At 67.0% G+C, this 11,992-nt stretch carries 11 protein-coding genes; 8 read left to right on the top strand and 3 right to left on the bottom strand.

Translation table 11 applies throughout. The annotated features are described in order from the left end of the window. Positions 1 to 104 precede the first annotated feature (104 nt). From GJG85_RS31430 to GJG85_RS31420, 3 genes are all read right to left on the bottom strand, one after another. Entirely contained in the window at positions 105 to 1,094 is a 990-nt protein-coding gene (locus GJG85_RS31430; protein WP_050013566.1) for a LysR substrate-binding domain-containing protein, read from the bottom strand. 619 nt (positions 1,095 to 1,713) lie between these two features. Continuing rightward, positions 1,714 to 2,565 (bottom strand): ferritin-like domain-containing protein, encoded by an 852-nt coding sequence (locus GJG85_RS31425; protein WP_204384808.1) that lies wholly within the window; start codon positions 2,563 to 2,565, stop codon positions 1,714 to 1,716. Between the two features lie 29 nt (positions 2,566 to 2,594). Further along, positions 2,595 to 3,542 carry a fatty acid desaturase gene (locus tag GJG85_RS31420; RefSeq protein ID WP_050013567.1) on the bottom strand — a complete coding sequence of 316 codons (948 nt, stop codon included), beginning with the start codon at positions 3,540 to 3,542 and terminating at the stop codon, positions 2,595 to 2,597. 427 nt (positions 3,543 to 3,969) lie between these two features. Between GJG85_RS31420 and GJG85_RS31415 the strand changes: the two genes are divergently transcribed. From GJG85_RS31415 to GJG85_RS31380, 8 genes are read left to right on the top strand one after another with little or no spacing between them, the layout of a single operon-like run. Beyond that, positions 3,970 to 5,733: a fatty acyl-AMP ligase gene (locus GJG85_RS31415; RefSeq protein WP_239469031.1), complete on the top strand. Its 1,764-nt coding sequence runs from the start codon at positions 3,970 to 3,972 to the stop codon at positions 5,731 to 5,733. Beyond that, complete coding sequence (locus tag GJG85_RS31410; RefSeq protein ID WP_050013569.1) at positions 5,730 to 6,440, top strand: ABC transporter ATP-binding protein; 711 nt, start codon at positions 5,730 to 5,732, stop codon at positions 6,438 to 6,440. The genes GJG85_RS31415 and GJG85_RS31410 overlap by 4 nt, the downstream gene beginning before the upstream one ends. Continuing rightward, positions 6,412 to 7,629 (top strand): ABC transporter permease, encoded by a 1,218-nt coding sequence (locus GJG85_RS31405; RefSeq protein WP_124630059.1) that lies wholly within the window; start codon positions 6,412 to 6,414, stop codon positions 7,627 to 7,629. The genes GJG85_RS31410 and GJG85_RS31405 overlap by 29 nt, the downstream gene beginning before the upstream one ends. Then, complete coding sequence (locus GJG85_RS31400; protein WP_204384745.1) at positions 7,626 to 8,369, top strand: outer membrane lipoprotein-sorting protein; 744 nt, start codon at positions 7,626 to 7,628, stop codon at positions 8,367 to 8,369. The genes GJG85_RS31405 and GJG85_RS31400 overlap by 4 nt, the downstream gene beginning before the upstream one ends. Then, complete coding sequence (locus GJG85_RS31395; protein WP_204384743.1) at positions 8,359 to 9,696, top strand: hypothetical protein; 1,338 nt, start codon at positions 8,359 to 8,361, stop codon at positions 9,694 to 9,696. Before GJG85_RS31400 ends, GJG85_RS31395 begins: the two co-directional genes overlap by 11 nt. A gap of 13 nt (positions 9,697 to 9,709) precedes the next feature. Then, positions 9,710 to 10,795, top strand: a complete 1,086-nt coding sequence (locus GJG85_RS31390; protein WP_050013573.1) for a hypothetical protein — start codon at positions 9,710 to 9,712, stop codon at positions 10,793 to 10,795. A gap of 58 nt (positions 10,796 to 10,853) precedes the next feature. After that, complete coding sequence (locus tag GJG85_RS31385; protein ID WP_006481176.1) at positions 10,854 to 11,108, top strand: acyl carrier protein; 255 nt, start codon at positions 10,854 to 10,856, stop codon at positions 11,106 to 11,108. 7 nt (positions 11,109 to 11,115) lie between these two features. Next, positions 11,116 to 11,991 carry a hypothetical protein gene (locus tag GJG85_RS31380; RefSeq protein WP_050013574.1) on the top strand — a complete coding sequence of 292 codons (876 nt, stop codon included), beginning with the start codon at positions 11,116 to 11,118 and terminating at the stop codon, positions 11,989 to 11,991. The last annotated feature ends 1 nt before the right edge of the window (position 11,992 follow it).

Here is an 11,992-nt window from a genome sequence, read left to right as displayed (position 1 = left end):
ACGGGTGCCGCAGTCGGCGGCGTTCTGCGACGAACGCGAAGCGGCGCATCATCGCACAGGTTGCAGGCGTCGTGCATGACGCCGCGCACGACGTATTCGCCGCGCTATCCGACGCGGTACATCGGCAGCACGTTGCTGCCGGCGATGCCCGGCTCCTCCTCGAGCGAATGACACGCTTGTTCGAGCAACCAGTTGGTCAGCACCGCGATATCGAATTCGTTGCACGCATCGGGGTTCTGCACGAGCACGTAGCTGCCCGATGCAACGGTGCAGTGCGGGAACAGCTCGACGAGCCGCCCCTGCTTCAACAGCCCGTCGACGAGGGGCCGCCTGCCGATCGCGATACCGTGGCCGTCGACCGCGGCCTGGACCAGTTGATCGTACTGGCTGAAGTGCAGCGCGCCGACCGGCCGCAGCCGCGGCACGCCGAGCGCCTTCAGCAAATGGCTCCAGCCGTGCCACGGCCATTCGCCGCGCGGGTCGTCGAGATGCAGCAGCACGTGCTTGTCGAGGTCGGCCGGCTTCATCGACGCGGCGTCGCCCGCCGCCACCAGGCTCGGGCTGCACACCGCGACGACACGCTCGCGAAACAGCACGTCCGTATCGTCGGTCGACGTATACGGGCCTGCATAGCGCACGGCCAGGTGCAAACGTTTGCGTTTGAGATCTTCGATTTCGCTCGTGGCCGACACGCGCACGTCGATGTCCGGATAGCTGGCGCGAAACGAACCGAGGCGTGGAATCAGCCACAGCGCGGCGAACGAGACGGTGGTCGACAACGAGATGGCGCGCTGGCCGACACTCGACGACAGCTTACCGACCACCGATTCCAGGTCGGACAACGCGAACGAGATCGCGTCGTACAGCTCGCGCCCCTTGTCGGTCAGCGTCAACGAACGAATGTGCCGATGGAACAGCTCGATCCGGAGCTGCTCTTCGAGCGCCTTGACCTGCCGACTCACGGCCGATTGCGTGACGTTCAGTTCCTGCCCCGCCCGCGTGAAGCTCAAATGGCGCGCCGCGCATTCGAAGCCTCTCAGGAAATCCAGCGAAGGCAGACTTCTCAATCGCTTTGCCAATCTCACATTAGCCATACCGCCGCCTCAAAGTTGCACCCATCGACCGATAAGTCGCCGTTCGTCTCCCTGAATCGTCTCTCCCATTTGGATTCGGAAACGATTTTATATTGAAGCATGGATGCACATCATTCTTATTTTCAATCGTGACACTTGTATTTATCTATCGATTTTGATCGCAATGATATCCTTACATGAACATTATCCAGGTAGTGATTTTGTAAATTAATATGAGAACGAATCCAGCACTTCAAATAGTCGACAAACTCCTTAAAAAACAGAGGATTACCGCCAGAATTCGACGCTATCACGTCGATCTCGTCGCACAATCAGATGCATCATCCGATTCCTACAATTCAATTTCAATCGGCCAACTTTTAAATTTATTTTCCCGGACTGCGAAAGACAACCGGTCGGTAACATACACGAAAATGCCATCTAAATCCGGAATTCCGTGTTTACATAAATATGCTAAACGAATGAATTTCAAAGCTGCCATGCAATTTCAAGCAACTGATGCGCCGATTATGTCTGGAATGATTAATTCGCCTGCCGGTAGCGCCGTTCGGCCGCATGGCGTTCGGATGTCGGCGGGATTTCGGCCCGCACCGCGCGACGGGCTGCCTGTATCGATCCGCTACGGGCGGCCCAACGCGCCATTCGTCCGCGCGGTCACTTCGCGGCGATAGCGGTTCAGTTCCTGCGCGGTCGCGAACGTGCGCTCGAACAGGATCGACAGGTTGTGCAGGATCCGCTCGACGACCTTCTTCTCCCACTCGCCGTCGAAACGGATCTGCTCGTCGAGCCAGCGCTCGAGCCATTCCGGATCGGGCAGGCGCGACTGCACGGTGTCGCGCGGGAACAGCGCCTGGTTCACGTGCAGGTTGGTCGGGTGCAGCGGCTTCTCGGTGCGGCGCGCCGACGCCATCAGCACGCCGATCTTCGCGAATGCGGCGCGGGCGACGTCGCCGCAGTTGTTCAGCGCTTTCTTCATATAGCGCAGGTACGCGCCGCCGTGACGCGCTTCGTCGCGCGAAATCGTTTCGTAAATCTGCTTGATGACGGGCTCGGTGTGCCAATCGGCCGCGCAGCGGTACCAGTGGTTCAGGCGGATTTCGCCGCAGAAGTGCAGCATCAGCGTCTCGAGCGGCGGCGCCGGATCGAACTGGAAGCGCACCGCGTGCAGTTCCGCTTCGGTCGGCACCATCTCCGGCTTGAAGCGGCGCAGGTATTCCATCAGCACGAGCGAATGCTTCTGCTCCTCGAAGAACCACACGCTCATGAACGCGGAGAAGTCGCTGTCGTGCCGGTTGTCGCGCAGGAACATTTCCGTCGCGGGCAGCGCCGACCATTCGGTGATCGCGTTCATCCTGATCGTCTCGGCCTGCTCGTCGGTGAGCAACGCGGCATCGAACCGGTTCCACGGAATGTCCTTCTCCATGTCCCAGCGAACCGCTTCGAGCGATCTGAACAGTTCCGGATAGAGCATCGTCGTCCCAAGATAGTCGGCAGCGGTAGTCATGCCGATTGCGTGGACGCCGGCGCAACCGCTTCGGCATCGGGCTCGCGATCGTCCCGATCGTCGTCCACCGAGCGAGGCGTCAGCCGGCCGCGCAGCAACGCGTAGTAGAACTGCCGGTACGTGCGGTGGTAATAGCGGATGCGCGGCGCGATCGCGCCATGCAGATCGTGCAGGCGCTCGATCGGCAGGTTCGGCATCATGTGATGCTCGACGTGATAGTTGTTGCCGTTCGTGAACCATGTCATGAACGCATTGCTCTCGATCGTCCTCGTGTTGCGGAACGGGTCGGTGCTCGTCAGGTCGCAGCGGTAGTGCTCGGGCATCTCGACCAGCGCATGCACGGGCGCCGCGACGCACACGAGCGGCACGACCCACACCCAGACGACGCACCACGAGTGCAGCGCGAACGACAGCGCGGCCAGCAGCGCGATCGCCGCCGCCATCAGCAGGTAGTCGCGGCGGATCGCACGCGACACGAGCGCGTTGTCGCCGAAGCGCGCGCCCGGCACGACGAGCTTCGCAACGCTCTTCGCGAACTGGATATAGTGCGCGGCCATCGACAGCCGCCACGCCCACAGCCCGACATTGACGACCGGGCGCGCGCCGTACTGGTCGCCGTAGTCGAAGAACTCCTTGTTCTCCGGCGTGCCGAGCAGCCGGTGATGGCGCAGGTGGCTGTCCTGGTACGCGTGGAACGACACGAGCATCGGCATGCCGAGCAGCACGCCGAACACCATGTTCAGGCGCTTGCTGCGGAACCCCTGGTAATGCAGCGCCTGGTGCTGCAGTTCGACGCCGTGCGCATACATCGCACCGATCAGCAGGATGCCGAAGATCTTCAGGATCACGAGCGCCGACAGCGCGAACATCATCCCGTGCGCGATGAGCGCGACGTACACCGCCAGCTTCAGCGAGAAGACCACGCCGCTCGGGCGGCTCTTCATGTCTGCAACCGATTTCGTTCGGGCGACCAGCGATGAGGTGACGGACAAGACGCTCTCCTTGAGCCGGGCCCCGCCCGGCACGATGACGCGGCGGCGCTGGCGCGCTGCCGGGATGCAATTCTTCTGTGAGTCGATGTTTCGGACAAACGAATTTTCCGAACGCATTGCATGACGCCTGCGCATGAGCGCACCACATCGTGAACTAGACGACCGGTCGAATGAGACAGACCAGTCACCTAGCGCGTATTCATCGTTCACGCTGATAACGAATGTGCGCTGCCCCGAGTGGATGCGCTCCGCTCATGCATAGCCTGCATAGATTCCGTTTGTCGCGGCCGATCGATCCGGCAAGAATCCACCTCACTCGACGAACGGCGCCGCCGGCACCGTGGCGCGAGCGGCCGTGTTCCGCAACGGGAGAACCCTCGTGACGAAGTACGCATCGACCATTCATCGCCTGATCGAATCGCTCGAGGACGTCGCGGGCGCCATGCATCGCATGACGTTCGTCGACGATGCGGGCAACGAAGCCGGCGTCACGTACCGGCGCTTCGCGGAAGCGGTGTTTCATCAGGCCGGCGCGCTGCGCGAGCTCGGTGTGCGCGAGAACGATCTGGTGATGCTGGCGCTGCCCGCGTCGGTCGAACATGCGGTCGCGATGATGGCCTGCGTGATGACGGGTGCGCTGCCCTGCACCGTGTCCGTTCCCGCACGGCGCGCGGCGGCCGGACGGCAGGTGATCGACGTCGCGTGCGAGCTGTACCGGCCGCGCATCGTCGTCGCCGCGGATGCGCAGGCCGCCGCGTGGCGCGACGACGCGTTTCCCGCGGCCTCAACGCGCGTGGTCGATCTCGCGACGCTGTCGAATGCCGCCGACGCCGGCGCGCGCGCACTGATCAGCGCGAAGAGCGGCAGCGATCCGCATCATGTGCAGCTCACGTCCGGTTCGACGTCGCATCCGAAGGCCGCGGTGCTCAGCCACGAGAACGTGATCGCGAACGTGCTCGGCATCGGCGGCTCGGTGCGCTTCGATATCGCGGCCGGCGACGGCACCGCGTCGTGGCTGCCGCTCTATCACGACATGGGGCTGCTCACGCTGCTGTCGAACCTGCATTACCGCGCGCCGCTGCTGATGATGCAGCCGAACAGCTTCATCCGGAATCCGCTCGGCTGGTTGAAGCGCATCGCGTCGGCGCGCGCGACGACGACGTCGGTGCCGACCTTCGCGCTGCGCTACTGCGTGCGCCGCTTCAATGCGGCCGCGATGATCGGCGTCGATCTGTCCGCGTGCCGCAACATCTTCATCGGCGGCGAACGCGTCGACGACGCGACGCTGCGCGATTTCGCCGCGACGTTCGCGCCGTACGGCCTGGCGGCATCGGCGCTGCAACCGTGCTACGGGATGGCCGAATCGACGCTCGCGGTATCGATGCATCGCGCGTGGCACGAAGGCGCGGTCGACCGCGCGCCGTACGTGATCGCCGACACGCTCGACCGGCGCGCGCTGATCGAGCGCCGCGACGCGCAGCCGGCCGCCGCGAACGACGGTCGCGAGACGGACACCGAAACGGTGCTCGCGATGGGCACGCCGATCGACGGGATGGCGTTCCGCATCCTCGACGACGGCGACCACGCGCTGGCGAACCGCGCGGTCGGCGAAGTCGCGATCCGCGGCACGTCGGTGATGCTCGGCTACCTGAACCCCGACGACGGCACGATCGCCGCGCCGCTGACGGCCGACGGCTGGTTCCGCACGGGCGACATCGGCTACGTCGCGGACGGCCAGCTGCATATCCTCGGCCGCAAGAAGGAAGTCATCATCATTCGCGGCAGCAACTATTTCCCGCACGAGATCGAGGAAGCGCTGGCGTCGCACAGCGCGCTGCGCAAGAGCACGTGCATCGCGTTCGGGCTGCCCGATCCCGAAACCGGCACCGAGCGGCTGGTCGTCGCGATCGAGGCGCGGCCCGTCGACGCGACGCCGCAAACGCGCACCGAGTGCCAGCAGCTGCTCGCGTCGCGCATCGGCTTCGCCGCGCAGGATCTGTGTTTCGTCGAGCCCGGCTCGCTGCCGCGCACGACGAGCGGCAAGCTGCAGCGCGTGAAGTGTCGCGATCTCTATGCGAACGGCGCGCTGCCCGTCATCGCGGCACCGGTTGCCGTCGAAGCGGGCCAGGGAGCATTCGCATGACGGCCGCGCCCCTGGCCCCGGTGCTCGAGCTGCGCGACGTCACACGCACGTACGAAGGCGCGGGCCGCGTCGTCGCGGTGCGCGACGCGACGATCTCGATCGCCCGGCGCGACGTCGTCGCGCTCGTCGGTCCGTCGGGCAGCGGCAAAAGCACGCTGCTCAACCTCGCCGGCTTTCTCGACGTGCCGACGAGCGGCGAACGCTGGCTCGAAGGCCGCCGCATCGACGATGCGCCGGACACGCTCGAACGGATTCGCCGCGAACGCATCGGCTTCGTATTCCAGCAGTTCAACCTGATACCGGTGATGTCGGCGCTCGAGAACGTCGAGCTCGGCTGCTTCGCATGGGGCACGCCGCGCACGCGGCGCGAACGCGCGCGCGCGATGCTCGACGCGGTGGGGCTCGCCGCGCGCGAACGACATCGCCCCGGCGAGCTGTCCGGCGGCGAACAGCAGCGCGTCGCCCTGGCCCGCGCACTCGCCAAGGAGCCGGCGATCGTGATCGCGGACGAGCCGACCGCGAGCCTCGACAGCACGAATGCGCGGGCGGTCGCCGAGCTGATCCTCGACACCAATCGCACGCTGGGCACCGCCTTTCTGATTGCGTCGCACGACGATCGTCTGTGCGCGCACCTGCCGCGCCGCATCGAGATGCGCGACGGCGTACCGGGAGTGAATCGTGAACTGGTCGACGTTTGCGTGGCGTAACCTCTGGCGCAACCGGCGCCGCACCGTGCTGACGATGGCGATGATCGGCGTCGCCGCGTTCGCGTCGAGCCTCGCGCTCGGCTACGTGATCGCGACGTTCGATGCCGTGCGCGAAGGGTCGATCGACAGCGGCGTCGGCCACGTGCAGGTGCTGCATCACGGCTACCTCGACCTGATCGGCGAACGGCCGCTGCAATACGGGCTGACCGCCGACGAACAGGCCGCCGCCACGCAGGCGATTGCAAAGGTGCCCGGCGTCGCGACGACCGCGCGCGGCATCGACTTCGACGGGCTCGTATCGAACGGCGATCTCAGCTACGGCTTCGTCGGCGAAGGAATCGAACCGAACCGCGAGCCGCCCGGCTTCTTCGACTATCACACGGTACTGTCGGGCCGCTATCTGTCGCCGACGAACGCGGGGACCGAAGTCGTCGTCGGCGCCGAACTCGCACGCAAGCTCGGCGTGCACGTCGGCTCGGTCGTGCAGCTGATGGCGTCGACCGCGCACGGCGGCATCAACGCGACCGACGCGCAGATCGTCGGCGTGATGAGCACCGGCAACAAGGACGTCGACGAACGGATCGTCAACGTGACGTTTACGGCCGCGCAGGCGCTGCTGCGCACCGACCGCGCGTCGCGCATCGCGGTGTTCCTCGAGGACACCGCCGGCACGACGGCCGCCGCTGCGACGCTGCGCACCGCGCTGCCGACGCTCGACGTGCGGACCTGGGACCAGCTCGTGTCGCTCTATCACCAGGTCGTCGCGCTGTACAAGAACCAGTTCTCGGTGTTCGGCGCGATTCTGTGCGCGACGATCCTGCTGTCGATGAGCAACTGGATTTTGATGAGCATCGTCGAGCGGCGCCGCGAGATCTCGACGCTGCGCGCGCTCGGCGTGCCGGCCGCGACGGTGCGCGGCGTGCTGATCCAGGAAACCGCGCTGCTCGGCCTGCTCGGCGCGGCCGCCGGCATCGCGCTCGCGCTGTTGACGATGGTCGCGCTCAATCACGCGCAGATCCACCTGCCCGCGCCGCCCGGCCGCGTGAAACCGATCCTGCTCGAATTCACCGTATCGCCCGTCGCCGTGGCCGCCGTCGAAGCCGCGTTCGTCGTGCTCGGCGTGGCCGCGGCGCTGCTCGCGACGATCGGGCTCGCGAAACGCAACATCCTCGAAGGACTCGCCCCATGAACCGCATTCGCCTTACGTTCGCCGCGCTCGTCGCGTGCGTGCCGCTCGCCGCGCACGCGGCCGACACGCCGACGGCCCAGACCATGCTCGCCCGTGCCGACGCATACCGCAGCACGGCCGCCGATACGCAGACGAGCATCCGGATCACCAACGAGGTCGGCGGACAAGCCGGCGACGCGACGCGCTATCTCGTCTACACGCGCGGCAACGGCGACACGCTCGCGCTGACGCGCAGCGGCGAGAACGACGGCCAGAAATACCTCGCGACGACGCGCGGGCACTGGTTCTACGTGCCGAACACGCGCAGCGCGGTGCGCATCAACGGGATGCAGCGGCTGCAAGGGGAAGTCGTGATCAGCGATATCACGCGCACGCACTGGGCGGACAGCTATCGCGCGACGGCCGTGCCGGGCACGACGCCGATCGCCGGCAAGCCGGCCACCGAGCTCGACCTGAGCGCGACCGATCCCGACAACGTGTACCCGACGATCAAGCTGTGGGTGACGCCCGACACCGACGTGCCGGTGCGCGCGCAGTTCTTCCTGGCGAGCGGCCTGCTGTTTCGCAGCGCCGACTTTTCGGCTCCGGTCGACGCGAACGGCCGCAAGGTGATCCGCAAGATCACGTATCGCAACGAGGTCGAGAAGCAGCGCGCGAGCGTCGTCGACATCCTCGACGGCCAACCGCGCACGATTCCGTCGGGCTGGTTCAATCCCGACACGCTCGCCGATGGCCAGTGAGTACGACGCCGATGCCGACGCTCATCGTGACCGCCTCCGTTCGTCGCCCGACCGCGCAAGCCGCACGTCCTGCGGCTGGCCCGGCGTCGCGCTCGCGATCCCGCTCGCGCTCGGTTGCACGCTCGCGCACGGAGCATCGCTGATGGATCAGCTCGGCACGCTCAACGGTATCGGCTACGCGCGCTCCGTCGACAGCATGGACGGCCGCGCGCTGCTCGGCCGCCTGATCGGCGACTCGCCGCGCAACCAGCAGGAAGCCGGCCTGCTCGCACGCATCGACGGCGAGAACCTGTTCGTGAACGCGCGCGTCGTCGCCAGCAACCATTCGCTCGGCGCGCAGGCGAGCCGCTTCAACGAAGCGGGCGTGCGCTACGCGTTCGACAACGGCATCACGCTGACGGCCGGCAAGCGGATCGATACGCTCGACACGTCGCAGGCGTTCTTCCCGCTCGGCTTCTTCCAGAAGCGGGCCGCGACGGCCGACATCTACGATCGCTACGGCGACGTCGAAGGCACGCCGCTCATCGAAGCGAAATGGGCCGGCGAACAGACCACGCTGCAGTTCATCGCCGGCGAGAACCGCACGTTGCGCAACGACGTCGACAACCGCGACGTGCAGGGCGCGACGCAACTCGTGCGCGGCGCGTACAACGGGTCGGGCGGCTCGGCCGCGCTGCTCGCGGGCCGTCACGCGGGCCGCGGCGGCGCGGGCGCGACGCTGTCGTTCGACGTCGCGCGCTCGAACACCGTCTATGCGAGCGCGTGGCTCGAGCGCGGCACGACGCGGCCGCTGCCCGCGTTCATCGCGAACGGCACGCCGCTCGATTCGGCCGCCGCGTACGACGCCGTCGATCGCCGCAACGATCGCCAGTACATGTGGCGCAGCGCGGTCGGCATGCAGAGCGCGCTGCCCGGCAATCTGTCGCTGATCGTCGAGTGGTCGCACGACGAAGCGCGTTACGACGCGAGCCAGTGGCGCCGAATGGTCGGCGCGGTGCAGGCGAACAACGCGCTGCTGCCCGTCGCGCCCGGCGCCGCGCTGGCCGGCCTCGGCGGCACGGCCAGCTTCGTGAGCGTCGACGGCAGCCTGCGCGACTACCTGTTCGCGCGGCTCGGCAAGAAGGTCGGCCGCGTCGAGTATTCGCTGCGCGGCGTCTATTCGCCGCAGGACAAGGGCCTGCTCGCGATCGCGCAGGTCGTCGCCGACGTGAACAAACGCGTGAGCGTCGATGTCGCGCTCACCCACGCCTTCTCCGACAGCCAGTCCGAGTACCGGATGGTCGGCCTCGGCACCCGCATCGACGCCGCCGTGCGCGTGCGTTTCTGACAGGAACCCTGCCATGTCCACGCTTTCCGCCCCCGCCCCGATCGCACCGCCGCTGCTGCTGCGCGTGGCCGACCAGGCTGCGTATCCGGTGCTGCGCCACCTCGACGCGATCGGCACGCCGCCGCGCGCGGCGGCCCGGCTCGTCGAAGCCGCCGCCGTGCGGCTGCTCGACAGCGAGATGGTGATCGCGCTGCGCGCCGCCACGCCGGACGTGCTGCCCGACGCGTCCGCGTCGACACCGCTGCGGCACGACGAGGCGCCGCTCACCGAAGCGCTGCTCGAGCAGATCGACCGCGAAGGGTTTCATCACCTGTTCAAGCCGTTCATGCGCGCATTCATCCGCATCATGTTCGGGCTGTTCTTCTCCGACGACCAGAACCGCCGTGCATGCGCGTGCATCGACGCCGGCCACAACTTCGCGTTCCTGATGAGCGACGGTGGCGGCCCGACGCTGGCCGCCTGGCGCACCGTCGTACGTAGCGACGACAACGGGCTCGCGCTGACCGTCGACAAGGTATGGGGCATCGAGGCGCATCGCGACTGCATGGCCGTCGTCGCCGCGCGCCTGCCGGGCGTGATGTTCCCGGCCGCCTATCTCGTGTGGCCCGAAGAGTATCGAAAACTGAAACGCACGACCTGCGGCGCGCCGTTCCTCGCGGGCAACCTGCAGCTCGCAAACGTCGGCGGCCAGGTGCGCGTCGCCGCCGAGGATCGGCTGCGGATCGGCGGGCCGACCGTCTTCAACAAATACCTGACCGTGGTGCGACCGTACTTCGTCCGCGCGCTGATGGCACACGTCGGCTGGCTCGAACGGACCGGCCGCGTCGAACTCGATGCCGACGCGCGCGCCGTGCACCGCTTCATCGCGGACGCCGCGCGCACCCAGACCGACGACGCGCACTACAGCTTCGGCAAGGTGCAGCGCGTGCTCGCGATCAAGCTGCTGTCGAACGAGTTCCTGAGCGCGCTCGTGCGCGACGGCAAGGTGCCGCTGTTCGACGACCAGCGCGACCTGCTGGCGTTTTCGAAGATGGAAGGCAGTTCGTACCGTTGTTATCACGAGCTTCGCAAGAGCCTGCGCTGCGAAGCCGGCAGTTGATCCACGCGACAGGCCGATCGATCCCGATCCATTCAACTCAACTCCAGGAGCTCCCCTCATGACGACCCAGAACGTTCCGGCCGACGCGCTCGACATCCTGTCCCGCGAAGTCGCGAAGATCCTCAACGTCGAAACCGTCGACACGGACGCCGGCATCGGCGAACTCGGCATCGATTCGCTGAACATCGTCGAGCTGATCGTGTTCTGCGAACAGCTTTACGGTTCGATCGATCCGGAAGCGCTGAACATCACGCAGTACACGACGCTGCAGCAGCTCGACGCGCAACTGCGCAGCCAGCAGCACGCGGCCTGATACGGCGATGCTCGCGCCCCTTGCCCCCGTGGCGACCGCCGCCATCGAGCCGGCCCCGGCGACCGCGCTGACCGTGCAGGCGCTCGCGTACCGGCGCGTCGCGCCGTCGCGCGACGGCGCGGCGGTGCCGCTCGACGACACGGCGCGCGCGATCGGCACGCTCGCGTGCGCCGAGCGCGAGCGGCTGTGCGGCGCGGTCGGCGCGGACGACTACGTGGTCAGCTCGACGATCCTGTCGATGCTGCTGATGAACGATTCGCCGCAGCATCGCGTGTTCGCGCAGGCGCTGGCCGGCGCGAACGACTACACGCCCGACTGGATGACCTGCTCGTACGAATGCGCGGGGTGGGGCTACGTGCTGCGCCGCACGCTCGCGACCGCGGCCGAGACCGGGCCGCGCACGCTGCTGCTGCAGATCGTCGACATCGACGTGCACGGCTATACGTACTGGCACGGCAATCCCGCATGGGGGCGCTCGGGCTTCGGCGTCTGCACGCTGCTCGTCGACGTCGGCCGCGAACCGGCGCAGTCGGTGATCGCCGACGCCGCGCCGCCGTCCAGTGCGGTCGTGCGGCTCGGCCGCGACATCCGCACGTTCTGCGCGGCGCGCCCGGGCCTGCACGCGGCGTTGCCGTTCTTTCCGGCGACGTCGCGGCGCGCGCTGCTCGCGTCGGTCGGCAAGACGCCGCTGCTGCCGGACGGCCACGGCGTGTTCGGCCATGCGTTCGGCAGCGACCCGTGGCTGTCGGTGCTGCTCGCGCGGCGCGACGGCGACACGCCGCGCCGCGCGGCCGTCTGCTCCCTCGCGCTGAACGGCTATTACGCGATCGCGGACGTCGCGTTCGCGCCGGACGCGACGTTCTCTCTCGACGGCGAGGCGTGAC

The sequence above is a fragment of the Burkholderia sp. MS389 genome (genome assembly GCF_016899425.1).
Classification (GTDB): domain Bacteria; phylum Pseudomonadota; class Gammaproteobacteria; order Burkholderiales; family Burkholderiaceae; genus Burkholderia; species Burkholderia sola.
Note: the sequence above shows the minus strand (reverse complement) of the source record. Positions and strands in the feature narration are given on the sequence as shown.